Below are 20,837 nucleotides of genomic sequence, written 5' to 3' on the forward strand. Positions count from 1 at the left end.
GACCGACACAACGCGCTACTCCCTGGCCGACTCCTACCCCGACGGGCTGAAGGCGATGATGGCCTTCAACGCTCGCAGCCACTCCAGCGGCCTCGACCCGCTGCTGGCAGAGCTGATCAAGATTCGCGCGTCGCAGCTGAACAGCTGCGCGTTCTGCCTGGACATGCACACCAAGGATGCGCGGGCACTCGGTGAGACCGAGCAACGGATCTACGCACTCGACGCGTGGCGCGAGACGCCGTTCTTCACTCCTGCCGAGCGGGCGACGCTGGCGTTCACCGAAGCCGTGACCACGCTCGAGCGCGGCGAGATCCCGGACGCCGCGTTCGACGAGTTGCGCCGGCATTTCGACGAGGAGACGGTCGGCAAGATCCTCATCGCGATCGTCGTGATCAACAGTTGGAACCGGCTCATGATCGCCCAGCGTCCCCCGATCGGCGGCTACGTCAGCCGGTACCAGAGCTGACGAGGACGGTGCCGTGACCGCCCATATGACGCCTGACGAGTTCCGGCGCTACGGCCGTGAGGTCATCGACTGGATCGCCGACTACTACGAGAATGTCGAGTCGCTGCCCGTGCTCTCGCAGGTCGCGCCCGGCGACATCCGCGCCGCGTTGCCGTCCGACCCGCCCGAGCACGGCGAGCCGTTCGAGGCCGTGCTGCGTGACCTGGACGACGTGCTGCTCCCCGGGATCACGCACTGGCAGCACCCGTCGTTCTTCGGATTCTTTCCCGCCAACGCAAGCGGGCCTGCGATCCTCGGCGACCTGCTGGCGTCCGGGCTGGGCGTGCAGGGCATGCTCTGGGCGACGTCTCCGTCCGCGACCGAGTTGGAGACACACGTCCTGGACTGGTTCGCCACCCTGCTCGACCTGCCGTCGACGTTCCGTTCCTCGGGCTCGGGAGGCGGGGTCATCCAGCACTCGGCGTCCGATGCCGCGCTCGTCGCCCTGATCGCCGCGCTGCATCGGGTGAGTGGCGGCCGCACCGAGCGTGAGGGGGTCGGCAGCGGACGGTACGCCGTCTACACCTCGGAGCAGACGCATTCGTCCGTCGAGAAGGCCTGTCGGGTCGCCGGTCTCGGCGCCGACGCGCTACGCAAGATCCCTGTCGATCCCGCGACGCTTGCCGTGCAGCCGACGTTGCTGCGCGAGGCGATCGAGACGGACGTGCGGCGCGGGGTCACCCCGGCGCTGGTGGTCGCGTCGATCGGGGCGACCGGCACGGGCGCGATCGATCCGGTCGGCGAGTTGGCCGACATCGCGCATCAGCACGGGGCGTGGCTGCACGTGGACGCCGCCTGGGCCGGGGTGGCGGCGGTAGCGCCGGAGTTCCGCTGGATCAACGACGGTGTGGGACGGGCCGATTCGTACTGCACCAACCCGCACAAGTGGCTGCTGACCAACTTCGACTGCGACGCGTTCTGGGTTGCCGATCGAGCCGCGCTGGTCGGCGCGCTGTCGATCCTGCCCGAGTACCTGCGCAATGCCGCGACCGAGTCCGGCGCGGTGATCGACTATCGCGACTGGCACGTACCGCTGGGCCGGCGGTTCCGCGCGCTCAAACTGTGGGCGGTCATTCGCTGGTACGGCGCCGAGGGGTTGCGCGAACACGTCCGAGGCCACGTCGCGCTGGCGCAGGAGTTCGCGTCGTGGGTCGCGGCCGACGATCGCTTCGAACTGCTCGCGCCACACCCCCTTGCGCTGGTGACATTCCGGTTGCGCGCCGGCGACGAGGCGACGCGTGCGCTGATGGAGCGGGTCAACTCCTCGGGCGAGCTGTACCTGACCCACACAGTCGTCGACGGAAAGGTGGCGCTGCGCATGGCGATCGGCGGCACCCTCACCGAGAGCCGGCACGTTCAGGCCGCGTGGCAACTGCTGTCCTCGCCGTAGCTCACTGGATCTGCATCGACGTTCTCGGGGCGCGAAGAGCGATCGCGCTCCCCGGACGTGCCGCGGTCACGATGCCCCGTTCTTGCGCTGACCGCCACGCTCGTGACGCTCTGGTCACTCGATGCCGCAACCAGCCGGAGCTCGCTTGTCCATGTCGGGGCTATCTGCCGCGGAGGCTTATGCAATCGAGGGGTCAGGACACCCCAATCGCATGACAGAGTGCGCCAGGACCAAGCCGACCACGCAACGGCGACTACGAGATCCGGACCATGCCCTCTTGCACGACGCTGACCAGGTGCTGTCCGGACTGGTCGAAGAAACGACCGGACGCGAGCCCGCGCCCGCCGGAAGCGGTCGGTGACTCGGAGACGTAGAGGATCCACTCGTCCGCGCGGAACCGGCGCTGGAACCACATCGCGTGATCGAGCGAGGCCATCGCCTTCACCTGCTGGCCGGCGACCAGTCCGTGCCGCACCAGGACCGAGTCGAGCAGCGTCAGGTCCGAGGCGAAGGTCAGCACGCAGACGTGCAGCAGCGGGTCGTCCGGAAGCCGGCCGTTCGCCCGCATCCAGACCCGGTTGATCCCCTCGCGCGGCTGCGGATCGGCGTACTGCCAGGGCGGGTCGTCCACGTAGCGCAGATCGATCGGTCGCGGGTTGGTGCGGTAGTAGTCGGCGAGTTCCTTGTCCGCACGCTCGTAACGCTGCTCGAACGTCGGCAGCGACTGCGGCGGCGGTGCGGCCGGCATCGGCGAGCCGTGCTCGAGTCCCGGCTGTTCCAGCTGGAAGGACGCCGAGAGCGCGAAGATCGCCCGGCCGAACTGGATCGCGGTGACGCGGCGGGTGCTGAACGAGCGCCCGTCGCGCACCCGATCGACCTCGTACACGATCGGCGCGTTCGAGTCGCCCGGGCGGATGAAGTAGGAGTGCAGCGAGTGGACGTGCCGGTCGGGATCAACGGTGCGACCGGCCGCGACGAGCGCCTGCCCGGCGACCTGGCCGCCGAACGCGCGCTGCCAGCGAGTGCGCGAGCTGTCACCGCGAAAGATGTTCTCCTCGATCCGCTCCAGGTCGAGCAGGCGCACCAGTCCGTCGACGGCGACCTGCCCGACCTCGTCAAAGCACGGGGCGTAATCGGTGCCGAGGTCGTCGGCCGGACCAGCGTGGCGGCGGGGCTCAGAGGTCATGGCGCAGCACGTCGCCGATGTGGTGCACCCGGATCGTGTTCGTCGCCCCGGGCGTTGCCGGCGGGGTTCCGGCGACCACGACGACCAGGTCGTGCGGACGGCACACCCGCCGGTTGAGCAGTGCGGAGTCCACCTGGCGCACCATGTCATCGGTGGTCTTCACCGTCCACACCAAGTGGGCCTCGGCCCCCCACAGCAACGCCATCTGCCGCTGCACCTGCTCGACCGGCGTGAACACGAGCAGCTGCTGGCGCGGTTGCAAGCGGGACAGCCGCCGCGCGGTGTCGCCCGTCTGGGTGAACGCGACCAGTGCGACCGCACCGAGAGCGTCGCCGATGTCCCGCGCTGCCTTGGCGATCGCGCCGCCCGGGGTGCGCGGGTTGTGCTTGAGTGCGCCCACCCGCAGGCCCGACGCCTCGACCGAGGTGATGATGCGGCTCATCGTCGCGACCGCCTGCACCGGGTACTTGCCGACGCTGGTCTCGCCCGAGAGCATGACCGCGTCCGCGCCGTCGACGACTGCGTTCGCGACGTCGGAGGCCTCGGCCCGTGTCGGGCGGGAGTGGCTGATCATGGACTCGAGCATCTGCGTCGCGACGATCACCGGCTTGGCGTTGTCGCGGCAGATCTGGATCGCCTGCTTCTGCACGACCGGCACCTGCTCGAGCGGCATCTCGACGCCGAGGTCGCCGCGCGCGACCATGATGCCGTCGAACGCGAGCACGATCTCCTCGAGCCGGTCGACGGCCTCGGGCTTCTCGATCTTGGCGATGACCGGACGCCGGACGCCGACCCGGTCCATGACCTGGTGCACCAGCTTGATGTCCTCGGCGTGCCGGACGAACGAGAGTGCGATGTAGTCGACGCCCAGGCGCAGCGCGAACTCCAGGTCCTCGGCGTCCTTGTCCGACATCGCCGGCACGCTGACGTCGACGCCGGGCAGCGAGAGTCCCTTGTTGTTGCTGACCTTGCCACCCTCGGTCACGTCGCACACCACGTCGGTGCCGTTCTCGATCTCGACGGCGACCAGCGCGATGTTGCCGTCGTCGACCAGCAGCTTGTCACCGGGCCGGACGTCCGCGGCGAGCTGCTTGTACGTGGTGGACACCCGGTCGTGGGTGCCCTCGACGTCCTCGACGGTGATCCGGACCCGCTCGCCGGTAGCCCACTCGACGGGACCGTCGGCGAACGTGCCGAGGCGGATCTTGGGGCCCTGCAGGTCGGCGAGCACGGCCACGTTGCGGCCCGCGACCTCGGCGGCCTGGCGGATCTCGTGGTAGCGCCGCCCGTGGTCAGCGTGCACGCCGTGGCTGAAGTTGAGCCGGGCGACGTCCATCCCGGCCTCGACGAGCGCGCGGCCGCGTTCGGGGGTGTCGGTAGCCGGGCCCAGGGTGCAGACGATCTTCGCGCGGCGGTTCACACATTCAGCCTAGGGCTTCGCCTGTTGAGTGGCGGGTTACGGGTTGAGTGGCGGGCTATAGGTCGCCACTGAACCGCAAAGTCGCCACTCAACGGGGTGGACGGGCGGATCCGCCGGCCGCTTCGAGGATCCGCTGGAACTCGCGCGGCACGAGCGCGGTGAACCGGCCGAGCGCCCTGGGCCAGTCGGCGAGCAGCGCGGCCGCGACCGCGGACCCGGTGTGCGCCGCGTGCGCCGCGAGGAGAGCACGCAACCGCTCGGCGGCGTCCTCGCTCACCGGCCCGACGTCGACCAGCTCGGCGTTCACCCGCGAGGCGTCCAGGTCGAGCACGAACGCGTAACCGCCGGACATCCCGGCCGCGACGTTGCGTCCGGTGGGTCCGAGGATCACGGCGGTGCCGCCGGTCATGTACTCGGCCGCATGGTCACCGGCGCCCTCGCAGACCAGGTCGGCGCCGGAGTTGCGCACCCCGAACCGCTCGCCGACCACGCCACGCAGGAACAGCCGGCCGCTCGTCGCGCCGTAGCCGATCACGTTGCCGGCGATGACGTTCTGCTCGGCCACGAACCGCGCCCGGTCGTCCGGGCGCACCGCGATGACCCCGCCGGACAAACCCTTCCCGACGTAGTCGTTCGCGTCGCCGAAGAGCCGCAGCGTGATCCCGCGCGGAAGGAACGCGCCGAACGACTGCCCCGCCGAACCGCGGAACGTGACGTCGATCGTGCCGTCCGGCAACCCTGCCGCCCCGTAGCGTCGGGTGACCAGCGAACCGAGCATGGTCCCGACGGTGCGGTTCACGTTGCGCACCGGCAGTTCCAGCTTGACCGGCACCGCGTCGAGCAGCGCCCCCTCGCACAGCTGCACGAGCGTGTTGTCCAGCGCGGCGTCGAGCGCGTGGTCCTGCTCGCGGGTCTTGGTCAGCGCGTTGCCGTAGGGCGACTGCGGAACCGCGAGCAGTGGGGTGAGGTCCAGCCCGTCCGTCTTCCACAGTTCGATCGCCTTGCGCGCGTCGAGCACCTCGACGTGCCCGATCGCCTCCTGCAACGAGCGGAAACCGAGCGAGGCGAGGATCTCGCGGACCTGCTCGGCCAGGTACTCGAAGAACGTGACGACGAACTCCGGCTTGCCGGTGAACCGTTCGCGCAGCACCGGATTCTGTGTCGCGACGCCGACCGGGCAGGTGTCCAGGTGGCAGACCCGCATCATCACGCAGCCGGACACGATCAGGGGCGCGGTGGCGAACCCGTACTCCTCGGCGCCGAGCAGCGCGGCGATCACCACGTCACGTCCCGTCTTCATCGCACCGTCGACCTGCACGGTGATCCGGTCGCGCAGCCCGTTCAGCAGCAGCGTCTGCTGCGTCTCGGCCAGGCCGAGTTCCCACGGCAGGCCCGCGTGCTTGAGCGAGGTCAGCGGCGCGGCCCCGGTCCCGCCGTCGTGTCCGGAGATGAGGACGACGTCGGCGTGCGCCTTGGACACGCCCGCGGCGACCGTGCCGACCCCGGACTCGGCGACCAGCTTCACGTGCACGCGTGCCTGCGCGTTCGCGTTCTTCAGGTCGTGGATCAGCTGGGCGAGGTCCTCGATCGAGTAGATGTCGTGGTGCGGTGGCGGGCTGATCAGGCCCACTCCGGGCGTCGAGTGCCGGGTGCGCGCGATCCACGGATACACCTTGTAGCCGGGCAGCTGGCCGCCCTCCCCCGGCTTGGCGCCCTGGGCCACCTTGATCTGGATGTCGTCGGCGTTGACGAGGTAGTGCGAGGTCACGCCGAAGCGGCCGGACGCCACCTGCTTGACGGCCGAGCGGCGTGAATCGCCGTTCGCGTCGGGCGTGTAGCGCTCGGCGTCCTCGCCGCCCTCCCCCGAGTTCGACTTGCCGCCGAGGCGGTTCATCGCGATGGCCAGCGTCTCGTGCGCCTCCGCCGAGATCGAGCCGTAGCTCATCGCGCCGGTGGCGAACCGGGTGACGATCGACTCGACCGGCTCGACCTCCTCGACCGGGATCGGCTCGCGGTCCGAGGCGAACTCGAACAGCCCACGCAGCGTGCCGCCGGTCCGGTTCAGGGCCTCGACCTTCTCGGTGTACTCGCGGAACACCTCGTAGCGCCGCTGCCGCGTCGCGTGCTGCAGCAAGAACACCGTCTCCGGGTTGAACAGGTGCAGCTCACCCTCGCGCCGCCACTGGTACTCGCCGCCCACCTCCAGCCGACGATGCGCTTTCGCGGTAGGCACGAGCGGGTACGCGGTCGCGTGCCGCGCCGCAGCCTCCTCGGCGAGCACGGCCAGATCCACGCCGCCGAGCCGCGAGGGCGTCCCGCCGAAGTACTCGTCCAGCACCGGCTGCGCGATGCCGAACGCCTCGAAGACCTGCGCGCCGGTGTACGACGCGATCGTCGAGATGCCCATCTTGGACATCACCTTGAGCACGCCCTTGCTCAACGCCTTGATGTAGTTGACGATCGCCGTCTCAGCGGTGAGCTCGGCAATCGCACCGTTCGCGACCAGGTCGTCGATCGACTCGAACGCCAGGTACGGGTTGACGGCTGCGGCGCCGTAGCCGATCAGCAGCGCGATGTGGTGCACCTCGCGCGCCTCGCCGGTCTCGACCACCAGCCCCACCTGGGTACGCTGCCCGGTCCGCACCAGGTGCTGGTGCACCGCCGAGGTGAGCAGCAACGCGGGGATCGGCGCGTGGTCGGCATCGCAGTCGCGGTCGGACAGGATCAGGATCCGCGCGCCGGCGGCCACCGCCTCCGAACACTCGCGCCGGACCCGCTCGATCGCCGCCGTCAACGCCTCGCCGCCGCCGTGCACCCGGAACCGTCCGTCGATCAGCTGGCAGGCGAAGCCGGGCATGTCGCCGTCGGCGTTCACGTGCCAGATCTTGGCCAGCTCGTCATTGTTGATCACCGGGCGCGGGATCACGATCTGCCGGCAGGACGCCGGGCCGGGCGTCAGCAGGTTCTGCTCGGGCCCGACCGTCCCGGCCACCGAGGTGACCATCTGCTCGCGGATCGCGTCCAGTGGCGGGTTGGTCACCTGGGCGAACAGCTCGGAGAAGTAGTCGAACAGCAGCCGCGGACGTTGCGACAGCGCCGCCAGCGGGGTGTCCGTGCCCATCGACCCGATCGGCTCGGCCGCCTCGCGCGCCATCGGCGCGATCAGCACCCGCAGCTCCTCCTCGCTGTAGCCGAAGATCTGCTGGCGGCGGGTCACCGACTCGTGGCTGAACGTCACGTGCTCGCGCTCGGGCAGATCGTCCAGCTGAACCAGGCCGGCGTGCAGCCACTCGCCGTACGGGTGCTCGGCCGCGAGCTCTGCCTTGATGTCGGCGTCGGCGCGAATCTCGCCGCGAGCCGTGTCGACCAGGAACATCCGTCCCGGTTGCAGCCGCCCCTTCGCCACGATCGTGGCCGGATCCAGCTCGAGCACACCCGACTCGCTGCCGAGCACGACCAGCCCGTCGGACGTGTGCCACCACCGCCCGGGCCGCAACCCGTTGCGGTCCAGCACCGCTCCGATGATGGTGCCGTCGGTGAAGTTGACGCAGGCCGGCCCGTCCCAGGGCTCCATCAGTGACGCGTGGAACTCGTAGAACGCGCGCCGCTGCCGGTCCATCGTGGGGTTGTTCTCCCACGCCTCCGGGATCATCATCAGCACCGCGTGCGGCAGGCTGCGTCCCGACAGGTGCAACAGTTCGAGCACCTCGTCGAAGCTGGCCGAGTCGCTGAACGCGGGCGTGCAGATCGGGAACAGCCGCTTGAGGTCACCGGGGATCAGGTCGGATTCGAGCAGTGCCTGCCGGGTCGCCATCCAGTTGCGGTTGCCGCGGATCGTGTTGATCTCGCCGTTGTGCGCGATGTACCGGTACGGGTGCGCGAGTGGCCACGACGGGAACGTGTTGGTGGAGAACCGGCTGTGCACCAGGCCGATCGCGCTCGCGAAGCGTTCGTCGGTGAGGTCCGGGAAGAACGTGCCGAGCTGGTCGGTGGTGAACATCCCCTTGTAGACCAGGGTGCGCCCGGACAGCGACGGGAAGTACAGCTCGAGCTCCTCGTCGCGCGCCCGGTGCTCGGCGACCTTGCGGGTGGCGAACGCCCGCCGCTCCAGGTCGAGCCCGTTCGCGCCGCCGAGAAACACCTGCGCGAACGCCGGCATCACGCTGCGCGCGGTGGGCCCGAGCCCGTCCGGGCTGGTCGGGACATCGCGCCAGCCGAGCACGCTCAGGCCCTCCTCGGCGGCCGTCCGCTCCACCAGCTCGACCGCGGCCCGCGCGGCCCGCGCGTCGGTGGGCAGGAACGCGATGCCGACCGCGTACTCGCCCACCGGGGGCAGGTCGAAGTCGACGACCGCGCGCAAGAACGCGTCGGGCACCTGCACGGTGATGCCTGCCCCGTCACCCGAGGACGGTTCGGCACCGGCCGCGCCGCGGTGATCGAGGTTGTGCAGCGCGGTCAGCGCGTGGGCGATGATCGCGTGATCGGGCCGTCCGTGCAGGTCGGCGACGAACGCGACCCCGCACGAGTCGGACTCGAACCGCGGGTCGTACAGCCCTTGAGCGTCGGGCACGGCGGAGAAGGGGATGCGCAACGGAGCTCCCTAGTACGACTTGGTACGAACTAGTACGACGATCGCGGACAACCGGATGACCGATATGTGGGTATCCGGACCGGGACAGCGTCGGCCCGTGCAGCGCCTTGAAGATTACCGCCAGCCGGCCCGCGGGCCCCACCGGGTTGACTGTGAGCCCGCCCGCACAGCCGGTTGGCGCAGATGAGCGATGTATCAACGCGCCGCCCGGCGCATCCTCTGACGGGATTGCCGTGGCCAGGACCACGGCAGGACGGAGGAGACGATGACGTACGTCGACACGCTGGCAGACCTGCCGATGGCACTGCGGGGCCGCATGCTGCTGCCCGGCGACGACGGCTACCCGGACGCGGTGGCCGGCTTCAACCTGGCGGTGACGCACCGCGCACCGGTGGTCGTCGCCGCCCGGTGCGCCGAGGACGTGGCCGCGGCGGTCCGGTATGCGAGCGGCGCCGGGCTGCCCGTCGCGGTACAGGCGACCGGGCACGGGGCGCACCAGTCGTTCGAGCGCTGCATGCTGATCAACACCAGCGGCATGGACACGTTCGCGATCGACCCGGGGGCGCGCACCGCCACGGTCGGGGCCGGCGTGAAGTGGCGCGCCGTGCTGGACGCGGCCGCCGAACACGGGCTCGCCGGGTTGTGCGGCTCGACCTCGGACGTCGGGGTCGTCGGGTTCACCGTCGGCGGCGGGCTGCCGGTGCTGGGCCGGGCGTTCGGTTTCGCCGCCGAGCGGGTGCGCTCGCTCCAGGTGGTGACCGCGGACGGCGTGATCCGTTACGTCGACGCCGAGCACGAGCCGGAGCTGTTCTGGGCGTTGCGTGGCGGCGGCGGAAACGCCGGCATCGTCACGTCGATGACCTTCGAGCTGCTGCCACTTGCCCGGGTGTACGGCGGCGGCATCTTCTTCCGCGGCGAGGACGCCGCGACCGTTATGGCCGCGTACGCCGAGTGGGTGCGAACCGTCCCGGACGAGCTGTGCAGTTCGCTGGCGTTCCTGCGCCTCCCGCCGTTCCCGGAGATCCCGGCACCGCTGCGCGGGCAGTTCACCATGCACCTGCGGATCTGCTACCCGGGCGACCCGGCCGAGGGCGAGCGGCTCGTCGAGCCGATGCGCAGCTGCGCGCCCGCTGTCATCGAGATGTTGCACGAGCTGCCGTACCAGGAACTCGACCTGATCCACCAGGACCCGGATCATCCAGTGCCGTTCACCGAGACGGGCGGCCTGCTCGCCGAGCTGGACCGGGCGACGATCGACACGCTCGTCGCCCAGGCGGGGCCGCAGTCCCAGTGCCCGCTGCTTCTCGTCGAGGTGCGCCACCTCGGTGCCGCCCTGGCGCGGCAACCGAAGCTCGAGGACGCGGTCGGTGCGCGCGAGGCGGCGTTCTCCCTGACCGCCGTCGGGATGCTGGCCGGCCCTGCAGCCGGCGCGGTGCAGCCCGCGCTCGCCGGGCTGAGCGCCGCACTGGCGCCGCACACCACGGGCCGCACCTTCGTGAACCTGCACGGGCACCCGGGCGACGAGCCCGACCGGGCACGCGCCTGGGCACCGGAGCAGTACGCGCGGCTGCGCCGGGTGAAGGGCAGGTACGACCCGGGCAACACGTTCCGGTTCGGCCACGCGATCAGCCCGGCGAGCTGAGTCAGGCCCGCAGCAGTTCGGCCTCGATGTCGGGACGGCGTTCTCGCGGTACCGGGGCGCCGTCCCGCGTCGTCACGTAGAACGCGTCCACCACCGCGCCGGCGAGCGAGGACACCCGCGCCGACCGCACATCCAGCTGGCAGCGTTCCAGGGCCGCGGTCACGCGGCACAGCAGCCCGAGCGAGTCGTCGGCGCGGTACTCCAGCACGGTGGCGTCGGTCGCCTCGTCGTCGAACCAGTGCACGGTCGGCGCGGGCCGCGCGGCGGCCGCCGGCCTGGCGTAGGAACGCTCCTTGACCCTGAGCCGCTCGGCCAGCCCGGTGTCCCCGGACAGGACGCGCGTCAGCTCGGCGCGCACCCGGCTCGCTTCGGGCATCGTCCCGAAGCGCGGTTCCACCGCGAACGTGTTCACCGCCATCCCCGCGTGGGTGCGGATCGAGGCGGACCGCACGTCGAGCAGGTGCAGCGCGAGCACCCCGGCCGTGCGGTACAGCACGCCGACCCCGTCCGCGGCCGCGACGACCACCTCGGACGGGCGCACCAGCACCGCCAATTCGCCGGCTTCGGCCAGCGCGCGCCGCTCATCGTCGAGCTCGGCGACCGGCTCCGGTGGTGCACCGCGGAGGACGGCGTGGGCGCGGCGCACCAGGTCCGCGACCAGCCCGGCCTTCCAGTCGCTCCAGGCCGCGGGGCCGGTGGCCGCGGCATCGGCGATCGCCAGCGCGTGCAGCAGGTCCAGCAACCCGGCCGACCCGGCTACCGCGGCGGTGACGATGCCGAGCGTCGCCGGGTCGTCCAGGTCGCGGCGGGTCGCCGTGTCCGGCAGCAGCAGGTGATGGCGGGCCAGCGCGGCGATCACCGCGACGTCCGCCGCGGCGAAACCCATCCGCAGCGCGATCGTCGTGGCCAGTTCGGCACCCGCGGCCGAGTGATCACCCGGCCGGCCCTTGCCGATGTCGTGCAGCAGCGCGCCCACCAGCAGCAGGTCCGGGCGCGACACCGAACGGGTCAGTGCTGCGGCCCGCGCCGCCGTCTCCAGCAGGTGCCGATCGACGGTGAACCGGTGCAGCGGATTGTGCTGGGCCCGGAACCGCACCGCCGACCACTCCGGCACGAGCGGTTCGAGCAGCCCGGCCAGGTCGAGCGACTCGAGCACCGGGACGGCCGCCGGGCCGGTGCCGAGCAGGGCAAGGAAGTCCGCGCGCAGCTGGTCCGGCCACGGCTCGGGCGGCGCCGGCGTCTCGGTGGCCAGCCGGCCGAGCGTGAACTCGGACAGGGGCAGCGTGGCCTCTGCTGCGGCCCGCGCCGCCCGCAGCACCAGCCCTGGGTCGGTCGCGGGTTTGGCGTCGCGAGCCAGTACCACCTCGCCGTCCTGCGCGACGACGTCGCGGGCCAGCCCGACCCGGCTCGGCGCACGGGGCGCCCGGCCGAACCTGCGGCGCGGCAGTGGCTGGGACCGGACGAGGGCGGCGTCCAGGCTGTGCGCGAGTACTCGCGCGGCCCTGTTCACCCGCCGCAGCACCTCCTCACCGGACGCCGCGCCGAGCCCGAGCGCCTCGCCCACGCCGTCCTGTTCCTGCAGGCGCAGCACGTCGTCGGCGCGGCCGGCGCGGCGATGCAGCTCGCCGCGGACGTCGAGCAGCGTCGTGTGCGCCTCGCGGGCAGCGTCCGAGACATCCACGAGCTGGGCGAGCGCGAGCGCCTGCAGCGCCTGCCCGTCGCGCAGCCCGCCGCGCGAGTCCTTCAGATCGGGTTCGAGCAAGAAGGCGGCCTCGCCGCCGAGAGCGGCGCGCCCGTCCGCCTGCTCACGCAGTTCGCCCACGCGGGTCGGCGCGCTCGCCCGCCAGGCGTCCAGCACCCGCGTGCGGACGGCGGCGGTGAGCGCCTCCTCCCCCGCCACATGCCGGAGGGCGAGCATGCCGAGCAGGGCCTTCAGGTCGGTGCGGGCCACCTTGACCGCCTCGTCCGCGGTGCGCACCGAGTGGTCCAGCCCGACGCCGCTGTCCCAGATCGGGTACCAGATGCGCTCGGCAAGATCGGGCAGCCCGCCCACCCGTCCGTCGTGCAACAGCAGCAGGTCCAGGTCCGAGCCCGGCACCACTTCGCGCCGGCCCAGGCTGCCGATCGCGGCGAGCGCAACGCCACCGTAGGGCAGCGGCAGGTCCGCCAGCATGGTGCGCAGCCAGTCGTCGTACGCATCGGCCAGCGCCGCTCGCAGCCGGACGCCGACGAGTCCGGGCCGGCGCAGCACGCCGGCCCGGACCTCGCCCAGTGACTCAGACGGCGTCGGCGTCGCGCTCACCCGTGCGCACCCGGACCAGCGTGTCCACCGGGGTGACCCACACCTTGCCGTCGCCGATCTTCCCGGTGCGCGCGGCCTCGACGATCGCATCGACCACCGCCACCGCGTCGGCGTCATCGACCAGTACCTCGACCCGCACCTTGGGCACCAGGTCCACGACGTACTCGGCGCCGCGGTAGACCTCGGTGTGCCCGCGCTGGCGCCCGAAGCCCTGCGCCTCGCTGACCGTCAGGCCCTGGATGCCGAGCACCTCCAAGGCCGCCTTCACGTCGTCCAGCTTGAACGGCTTGATGACCGCGACGACCGACTTCATGCGTCCACCCTCTCGATTGCCGACCGCGCCGGCGCGTGTGCACCGGACGATCCCACACCGCTGAGCCCGCCGCCGAGCACCGAGGAGAAGTTGTAGGCGGTCTCGGCGTGCTCGTGCTCGTCGATGCCCGCGATCTCGACCTCGGCGCTGACCCGGAACGCACCGGCGCGCTTGAGCACGGTGGCGATCAGGTAGGCGATCACGAACGAGTACGCCATCACGCTTGCCGCCGCGAGCACCTGCTTGCCCAGCAGCGAGGCGTCCCCGCCGTACAGCAGACCGCGCTGGTACACCGGATTGCCGGCGGAGTCGACGTAGCCGACCGCCGCCGCACCGCCGTCGAAGCCGAAGAAGCCGATCAGGACGGTGCCGGCCAGCCCGCCCACGAGGTGGACGCCGACGACGTCGAGCGAGTCGTCGAAGCCGAACCGGTACTTCAACCCGACCGCCAGCGCGCACAGCAGGCCGGCGATGAAGCCGATCGCCGCACCGCCGAGCGGGCTGACGAACGCGCAGCCCGGCGTGATCGCGACAAGGCCGGCGACCGCGCCTGACGCCGCGCCCACCGTGGTCGGCCGCCCGTCGCGCAGCTGCTCGACCAGCAGCCAGCCGAGCACCGCGGTGGCGGTGGCGACCGTCGTGGTCATGAAGGCGAGCCCTGCCACGCCGTCGGCGGCGCCCTCGGAACCGGCGTTGAAGCCGAACCAGCCGAACCACAACAGGCTCGCGCCGAGCAGCACGAACGGCACGTTGTGCGGCTTCATCGGATCGCGCCGCCAGCCGACCCGCCGGCCGGCGACGAGGGCGAGCGCGAGCGCGGCGGAGCCGGCGTTGATGTGCACGGCCGTGCCACCGGCGAAGTCCTCCACGTGCAGCTTGTTCAGGATCCAGCCGGTGCCGAACACCCAGTTCGCGACGGGGAAGTACACCAGGCTGACCCAGACGAGCACGAACACGGTCCAGCCCCAGAACTTGATCCGGTCGGCGACCGCGCCGGACACCAGCGCCGGGGTGATCACCGCGAACATCAACTGGAACGCCGCGAACACCAGGACCGGCACGCCCGCGCCGTTGACCGCGGTCAGCACCGCCGAATGGTTGCCCAGACCGGCCAGCTCGTTGTCCCAGCCGATGATGCTCGCGTGCGCGGTACCGAACGCGAACGCGTACCCGAACGCGAGCCACAGCACGGGCACGGTCGCCAGGCAGATGAAGCTCATCATCAGCATGTTCAGCACGCTCTTGGAGCGGACCAGGCCGCCGTAGAAGAACGCCAGGCCGGGTGTCATCAGCAGCACGAGCGCCGCAGACACCAGCATCCACGCGGTGTTACCCGTGTTCAGATCTGGCATGCGTTCGGCTCCTTTCGGGTGGTCGAAGATCGCGGCGCGAGCAGTTCGCGCTGGGGCAAGACTGGCGGCGGCCTGTTTCGTCAAAGCGCCGCCGCGTGTTTCCGGCGTGTAACCGATAGCGTCGATCGGGTGCGGAGCATCACGCGGGACGAAGCCGCCGAGCGGGCGGAGCTGCTGGGCGTCGACGGCTACCAGGTGGCCCTCGACCTGACGGGCGACGGCCCGACGTTCACCTCCAGGACGCGGATCCGGTTCCGTTGCGCCGACCCGCGACGGGGTAGCTGGGTGGACGTGAAGCCGCACCGGCTCACGCGCGTCACGCTGAACGGGACGCCGGTACCGGTCGAGACGATGGCCGGCGGGCGGTTGCCGCTCACCGGACTGGCCGAGAGCAACGAACTCGTCGTCGAGGCACAGATGGCGTACTCGCACGACGGCGAGGGGCTGCACCGGCACGTCGACCCGGCCGACGGCAACGTCTACCTCTACGCGATGTCGTTCCTGGACGCGGCGCCGCGCTGGTTCGCCTGCTTCGACCAGCCCGACCTGAAGGCGCCGTACCGCTTCGAGGTGCGCTGCCCGGACGGCTGGACGGTGGCGGGCAACGCGCCGGCCACGCGGGGCGCCGACGGATCGTGGCTGCTCGAGCAGGCGCGGCCGCTGTCGACGTACTTCACCACGCTGATCGCCGGGCCGTACCACTCGATCCGCACCGAGCACGACGGGATCGCGCTGGTGCTGCACGCGCGCGCATCGCTGGCCGAGCACCTGGACCGCGACGCCGCCGAGCTGGCCCAGATCACGGCCGACTGCCTGGACGAGTTCCACCGGCTCTTCGGCGTGCGCTACCCGTGGGGCGAGTACCACCAGGCGTTCGTTCCCGAATTCAACGCCGGTGCGATGGAGAACCCCGGCTGCGTCACGTTCCGCGATCCGCTGGTGTTCCGTTCGCGCGCCACCGACGCCGAGCACGCCGTGCGGGCCAGCACGATCGCGCACGAGATGGCGCACATGTGGTTCGGCGACCTGGTGACGATGCGCTGGTGGGACGACCTGTGGCTCAACGAGTCGTTCGCGGAGTACCTCGGCCACCGGGTGTGCGATGCGGTCACGCGGCACCGGTCCTGGGTCGAGTTCGGCATCGTCCGCAAGGCGTGGGGCTACACGGCCGACCGGCGACCGTCGACGCACCCGGTCGCCGGCAACGGCGCGGCCGACGCCGCGACCGCGCTCAGTGACTTCGACGGCATCTCCTACGCCAAGGGGGCGGCCGTGCTGCGCCAGCTCGGCGCGTACCTGGGCGAGGACGTGTTCCTGACCGGGCTGCGGCGCTACTTCGCCGATCACGCGTTCGGCAACGCCTCGCTGGCGGACCTGCTCGCCGCCTGGACGGCCGCGGGCGCCGCGGACCTGCCGGCCTGGACCGAGCAGTGGCTGCAGTCGTCCGGGCTGGACACGCTGCGCGCCGAGCACGTCGACGGGACGGTGACGGTGCACTGCGAGCCGCCGCCCGGCACGCACGCCCTGCGCCGGCACGCGGTCACCGTGGCCGCCTTCGACGCGGCCGGGCGGCAGGTGGCGCAACAGCCCGCGCTGCTGGCCGGACCGTCCACGTCCGTCCCGCTCGGCCGGAGCGAACAGCTCGTGATCGCCGACTCCCTGGACGAGACCTGGGCCAAGATCGCCTTCGACGACGCGGCCTGGCGGGCGCTGCCGGCCGCGGTCGGCGGGCTCGACCCGTTGCCGCGCGTGGTGGTGTGCAACGCGATGCGCCTGGCCGTCGCCGACGCGGAACTGGCACCGCAGGCGGCGCTCGAGGTGGCACTGGCCGTGCTCGCGATCGACCCGAGCGACGCGGTGGTGGGCGTGCTGGCGCGCTGGCTGAGCGAGGTGCTGATCGGCCGCTACCTTCCGCCAGCCGAGTGCGACACGGCGGCCGAGCGGCTGGCGGTGTTGCTGCTGGACGTCGCCACCGCCGCCGTGCCCGGGTCCGGGCTGCAGCTCGCCGCGGTGCGCGGCTACGTCCGCGCGTGCGCCGATTCCGACCGGCTCCGCGGCTGGCTCGCGGGCGCGGCGGTGCCGGACGGCGTCGTGATCGACACCGAGCTGCGCTGGGAGGTGGTGCGCCGGCTGGCCACGCTCGGCGCGCTGGACGTTGCGCAGCTCGACGCCGAGGCGGCCGCCGACCGCAGCACGCAGGGCGCGGTGCACGCCGCCGCCTGCCGGGCGCTGCGCCCCGATGCCGAGGCGAAGCACGCCGCGTGGCAGACCATCATGGCCGACGCCGGCTGTCCGAACTACGAGCTGTACGCGATCGCCAACGCATTCTGGCAGCCGTCGCAGCGTGAGCTGACAGCCCCGTACGTCGAGCGGTACTTCGCCGAGATCGCCGACCTGGCCGCGATCCGCTCCGGCTGGGTGCTCGCGCGGGTCAGCGAGTACGCCTATCCGCAGACCGCCGCGGACCCGCACACCGTCGAGCTCACCGAAGCCCTGCTCGCGCGCGACGACCTGGACCCGGGCGTGCGCCGCTCGGTGCTCGACGCGGGCGACGACCTGCGCCGCGTGGTGGCGTCCCGCCAGAAGTTCGGTTGACCGTTGGCCCCGTAGCAGGGACCGCCGCGGCGTGTCGCCCTGCTACGGGGCCAACGGTCAGGCAGCGGACCGAGCCGCGACGAACGCGGCAACACACGTCTCGACGTCCCCCGCAGAGTGCGCCGCCGACAGCTGCACCCGGATGCGGGCCTTGCCCTGCGGCACGACCGGGTAGCTGAACGCGATCACGTACACGCCGTGGCCGAGCATCTCGTCGGCGACCCGCGCCGCCAGCGCCGCATCGCCGAACATCACCGGCGCGATCGGGTGCTCGCCGGGCAGCACGTCGAAGCCCTCCTCGGCCATCCGCCGCCGGAACAGCGCGGTGTTCTCGCGAAGCCGCGCGCGGGCGTCCTCGCTACCCGCGATCAGGTCGAGCGCGGCCAGCGAGCCGGCCACCACGGCAGGGGCGACCGCGTTCGAGAACAGGTACGGGCGCGAGCGCTGCCGCAGCAGCTCGACGATCTCGGCGCGTGCCGCGATGTACCCGCCGGACGCCCCGCCGAGTGCCTTGCCGAGCGTCCCGGACACCACGTCGACGCGGTCCTGCACGCCGAGCAGCTCCGGCGTCCCCGCGCCGGTAGGGCCGACGAACCCCACCGCGTGCGAGTCGTCGACCATCACCATCGCATCGTGCTCGTCGGCCAGCTCGCAGATCTCGGCCAGCGGGGCCAGGTAGCCGTCCATCGAGAACACGCCGTCGGTGACGATCAGCTTGCGGCGCGCCCCGGACGCGGCGACCAGTTGCGCGCGCAGGTCGGCCATGTCCCGGTTGCGGTACCGGTAGCGCACGGCCTTGCACAGCCGGATCCCGTCGATGATGGAGGCATGGTTGAGCTCGTCGGAGATCACCGCATCCTGCTCGTCGAGCAGCACCTCGAACAGGCCGCCGTTCGCGTCGAAGCAGGACGAGTACAGGATCGTCGCCTCGGTCCCGAGGAACGCCGAGAGCCGCCGCTCCAGCTCGGTGTGCTGGGTCTGCGTCCCGCAGATGAACCGGACGCTGGCCATCCCGAAGCCCCAGTCGTCCAGAGCCGCCTTCGCCGCGGCGACGACGGCCGGATGATCGGCCAGGCCGAGGTAGTTGTTGGCGCAGAAGTTCAGCACCGGCGAGGTGGCGCTGCCGTCCGCCGTCATGATCTTCGCCGCCTGCGGCGAGGCGAGCTGCCGCTCGTTCTTGTACAGCCCCGCTGCGCGGATCTCCTGCAGCGTGTCGCGCAACTGGTCGCGCACCGCTCCGTACGCCATCACAGCACCGTCCAATCCAGTACGACCTTGCCACACCGGCCACCGCGCGCGGTCGCGAACGCCTCGGCCCACTCGCCGGCCGGGAAGCGGTGCGTGATCACGCCGCCGATGTCCAGCCCGGACCGCAGCATCGCGCTCATCGCGTACCAGGTCTCGAACATCTCCCGGCCGTAGATTCCCTTGATGGTGATCATGTGGGTGACCACCTTGCCCCAGTCGATCTCGATCGGCTGCGCGGGCAGCCCCAGCATCGCGATGCGCCCGCCGTGGTTGAGGTTCGCGATCACGTCCGGCAGCGCCGACGGGTGCCCGCTCATCTCCAGCGCGACGTCGAAGCCCTCGACCATGCCCAGCCGCTGCTGCGCCGACGCGATGTTCTCCCGAGACACGTCCAGGGCCAGGTCGACACCCATCGCGCGGGCCAGCTCCAGCCGGTAGGAGGAGACGTCGGTGATGACGACGAACCGGGCGCCCACGTGCCGGCAGACGGCCGCCGCCATCAGCCCGATCGGCCCGGCCCCGGTGATCAGCACGTCCTCGCCCACCAGCGGGAACGACAGCGCGGTGTGCACGGCGTTGCCGAACGGGTCGAAGATCGCCGCCAGATCCGGGTCCACCTGCTCGTGGTGCACCCACACGTTCGACTCGGGCAGCACCACGAACTCGGCGAACGCGCCGTCACGGTTGACACCCACGCCGGACGTCCGGATGCACAGGTGCCGCCGCCCGGCCCGGCAGTTGCGGCACGTCCCGCACACGACGTGTCCCTCGCCGGAGACCAGATCGCCGACGCGCACGTCACGCACCGCGGACCCGACCTCGACCACCTCGCCGCAGAACTCGTGGCCCGGGATCAGCGGTGCGTCGACGGCACCGGCCGCCCAGGCGTCCCACGACTCGATGTGCAGGTCGGTGCCGCAGATACCGGTGCGCAGCACCCGGATCATCACCTCGTCCGGCCCGGCCGACGGCTCGGGCCGCTCGACCAGCTCCAGCCCCGCGGCCGCCGCGGGCTTGTACAGCGCCCTCATGCCCGCCCGCCCCCTCGATGAATCCGGTACCCATCACACCCGGGTGTGGTGAATGCCGGATTCATGCCTCACCCAGCAGGGCCTCGACGAACTGCTGCGGGTCGAACGGCGCCAGGTCATCGGCGCCCTCGCCGAGCCCGATCAGCTTGACCGGCACGCCGAGCTCGCGCTGCACGCTGATCACGATGCCGCCCTTCGCGGTGCCGTCGAGCTTGGTCAGGACGATGCCGGTGACGTCGACGACCTCGGTGAACACGCGCGCCTGCGTCAGCCCGTTCTGCCCGGTGGTCGCGTCCAGCACGAGCAGCGTCTCGTCGACCGGTCCCTGCTTCTCGACGACCCGCTTGACCTTGCCGAGCTCGTCCATCAGCCCGACCTTGGTGTGCAGCCGGCCGGCGGTGTCGATCAGCACGGTGTCGACGCCCGCTGCCGTCCCGGCCTTGACTGCCTCGAACGCGACCGACGCGGGGTCACCACCCTCCGGCCCGCGCACGGTCTCGGCGCCGACGCGCGCGCCCCAGGTCTGCAACTGGTCCGCGGCGGCGGCACGGAACGTGTCCGCGGCACCGAGCAGCACGGTGCGCCCGTCGGCCACCAGCACCCGCGCGAGCTTGCCGCACGTGGTGGTCTTGCCGGTTCCGTTGACGCCGACCACCATCACCACAGCGGGACGCCCGGCCACCGGCAGCGTGTGCAGCGAGCGGTCCAGCTCGGGCAGCAGCGCGGTGACCAGCTCCTCGGACAGCAGCGCGCGCAGCTCCGCGGGCGAGCGGGTGCCGAGCACCTTGGTCCGGTTGCGCAGCCGCTCGACGATCTCGCTGGTCGCGCCCACGCCGACGTCGGCGGTGAGCAGCGACTCCTCGATCTGCTCCCACGCGTCCTCGTCGAGCCGGTCGCGCGACAGCACGGCGAGCAGCCCGCGGCCGAGGCCGGACTGCGAGCGGGCCAGCCGGGCGCGCAGGCGCAGCAGCCGGCCTGCCGTCGGCTCGGGAGTCTCCACCGCCGGTGGGGCGACGAGTTCCTCGGCAGGCGGCGCCAGGACGTCCTCGACCGGGAGCTCGGCGACCGTCCCCACCGATCTGGTCGGCGTGTCCCGCGGTACCTCGGCGTCGTCGCCGACCCCTGGCCGGTAGTCCACGCCGGGCTCGGGCGGGGCCGGCGGGCGGCGGCGGCGCGGCACCACCAGCGCCACCGTGAGCACGACGGCGACGAGGACGATTGCCAGGGCAACCCAGAGCCAGATCACCCGCTCATCCTCTCAG

The 20,837-nt window shown here is 71.7% G+C and carries 13 protein-coding genes; 4 read left to right on the top strand and 9 right to left on the bottom strand.

Translation table 11 applies throughout. From position 1 onward, the window contains the following. The first annotated feature begins 55 nt into the window (after positions 1-55). On the top strand, positions 56-466 hold the full coding sequence (locus M6B22_RS03240; RefSeq protein WP_407935628.1) for a carboxymuconolactone decarboxylase family protein: 411 nt from the start codon (positions 56-58) through the stop codon (positions 464-466). A 25-nt stretch (positions 467-491) separates the two neighbouring features. Further along, positions 492-1,895, top strand: a complete 1,404-nt coding sequence (locus M6B22_RS03245) for an aminotransferase class V-fold PLP-dependent enzyme (protein WP_407935629.1) — start codon at positions 492-494, stop codon at positions 1,893-1,895. Between the two features lie 253 nt (positions 1,896-2,148). On the opposite strand, the gene M6B22_RS03250 is transcribed toward M6B22_RS03245, so the two are convergent. The 3 genes from M6B22_RS03250 to gltB form a co-directional block, all read right to left on the bottom strand. Beyond that, positions 2,149-3,081: an acyl-CoA thioesterase gene (locus tag M6B22_RS03250; RefSeq protein ID WP_269444341.1), complete on the bottom strand. Its 933-nt coding sequence runs from the start codon at positions 3,079-3,081 to the stop codon at positions 2,149-2,151. Then, positions 3,071-4,501, bottom strand: coding sequence for a pyruvate kinase (pyk, locus tag M6B22_RS03255; RefSeq protein WP_269444342.1), 1,431 nt, complete (start codon positions 4,499-4,501; stop codon positions 3,071-3,073). The genes M6B22_RS03250 and pyk overlap by 11 nt, the downstream gene beginning before the upstream one ends. A gap of 88 nt (positions 4,502-4,589) precedes the next feature. Next, positions 4,590-9,086, bottom strand: coding sequence for a glutamate synthase large subunit (gltB, locus tag M6B22_RS03260; RefSeq protein WP_407935630.1), 4,497 nt, complete (start codon positions 9,084-9,086; stop codon positions 4,590-4,592). A gap of 271 nt (positions 9,087-9,357) precedes the next feature. Here gltB and M6B22_RS03265 point away from each other — a divergent pair, with 271 nt between their 5' ends. Beyond that, positions 9,358-10,734, top strand: coding sequence for an FAD-binding oxidoreductase (locus M6B22_RS03265; RefSeq protein WP_269444344.1), 1,377 nt, complete (start codon positions 9,358-9,360; stop codon positions 10,732-10,734). A 1-nt stretch (position 10,735) separates the two neighbouring features. On the opposite strand, the gene M6B22_RS03270 is transcribed toward M6B22_RS03265, so the two are convergent. The 3 genes from M6B22_RS03270 to M6B22_RS03280 are packed head-to-tail and all read right to left on the bottom strand — an operon-like array spanning position 10,736 to position 14,701. After that, a complete protein-coding gene (locus M6B22_RS03270) occupies positions 10,736-13,036 on the bottom strand; it encodes a [protein-PII] uridylyltransferase (protein ID WP_269444345.1) in 2,301 nt (766 codons plus the stop codon). Continuing rightward, complete coding sequence (locus M6B22_RS03275; protein WP_269444346.1) at positions 13,011-13,349, bottom strand: P-II family nitrogen regulator; 339 nt, start codon at positions 13,347-13,349, stop codon at positions 13,011-13,013. Before M6B22_RS03275 ends, M6B22_RS03270 begins: the two co-directional genes overlap by 26 nt. Then, positions 13,346-14,701, bottom strand: coding sequence for an ammonium transporter (locus tag M6B22_RS03280; RefSeq protein ID WP_269444347.1), 1,356 nt, complete (start codon positions 14,699-14,701; stop codon positions 13,346-13,348). The genes M6B22_RS03275 and M6B22_RS03280 overlap by 4 nt, the downstream gene beginning before the upstream one ends. A gap of 129 nt (positions 14,702-14,830) precedes the next feature. On the opposite strand from M6B22_RS03280, the gene pepN reads away from it, so the two are divergent. Next, complete coding sequence (pepN, locus tag M6B22_RS03285) at positions 14,831-17,296, top strand: aminopeptidase N (RefSeq protein ID WP_269444348.1); 2,466 nt, start codon at positions 14,831-14,833, stop codon at positions 17,294-17,296. Between the two features lie 57 nt (positions 17,297-17,353). On the opposite strand, the gene M6B22_RS03290 is transcribed toward pepN, so the two are convergent. From M6B22_RS03290 to ftsY, 3 genes are all read right to left on the bottom strand, one after another. Beyond that, positions 17,354-18,544 carry a glycine C-acetyltransferase gene (locus M6B22_RS03290; protein WP_269444349.1) on the bottom strand — a complete coding sequence of 397 codons (1,191 nt, stop codon included), beginning with the start codon at positions 18,542-18,544 and terminating at the stop codon, positions 17,354-17,356. Next, on the bottom strand, positions 18,544-19,575 hold the full coding sequence (tdh, locus tag M6B22_RS03295; RefSeq protein ID WP_269444350.1) for an L-threonine 3-dehydrogenase: 1,032 nt from the start codon (positions 19,573-19,575) through the stop codon (positions 18,544-18,546). The genes M6B22_RS03290 and tdh overlap by 1 nt, the downstream gene beginning before the upstream one ends. A 61-nt stretch (positions 19,576-19,636) precedes the next feature. Further along, a complete protein-coding gene (ftsY, locus tag M6B22_RS03300; RefSeq protein WP_269444351.1) occupies positions 19,637-20,821 on the bottom strand; it encodes a signal recognition particle-docking protein FtsY in 1,185 nt (394 codons plus the stop codon). Positions 20,822-20,837 lie beyond the last annotated feature (16 nt).

The organism is Jatrophihabitans cynanchi, from assembly GCF_027247405.1.
GTDB lineage: Bacteria > Actinomycetota > Actinomycetes > Mycobacteriales > Jatrophihabitantaceae > Jatrophihabitans_B > Jatrophihabitans_B cynanchi.

Bases quoted from the DNA above. Each gene is read 5' to 3' on its own strand.
- M6B22_RS03240 (WP_407935628.1), top strand. From the start codon at position 56: ATGATGGCCTTCAACGCTCGCAGCCACTCCAGCGGCCTCGACCCGCTG.
- M6B22_RS03245 (WP_407935629.1), top strand. From the start codon at position 492: ATGACGCCTGACGAGTTCCGGCGCTACGGCCGTGAGGTCATCGACTGG.
- M6B22_RS03250 (WP_269444341.1), bottom strand. From the start codon at position 3,081: ATGACCTCTGAGCCCCGCCGCCACGCTGGTCCGGCCGACGACCTCGGC.
- M6B22_RS03265 (WP_269444344.1), top strand. From the start codon at position 9,358: ATGACGTACGTCGACACGCTGGCAGACCTGCCGATGGCACTGCGGGGC.
- M6B22_RS03275 (WP_269444346.1), bottom strand. From the start codon at position 13,349: ATGAAGTCGGTCGTCGCGGTCATCAAGCCGTTCAAGCTGGACGACGTG.
- M6B22_RS03280 (WP_269444347.1), bottom strand. From the start codon at position 14,701: ATGCCAGATCTGAACACGGGTAACACCGCGTGGATGCTGGTGTCTGCG.
- M6B22_RS03290 (WP_269444349.1), bottom strand. From the start codon at position 18,544: ATGGCGTACGGAGCGGTGCGCGACCAGTTGCGCGACACGCTGCAGGAG.
- tdh (WP_269444350.1), bottom strand. From the start codon at position 19,575: ATGAGGGCGCTGTACAAGCCCGCGGCGGCCGCGGGGCTGGAGCTGGTC.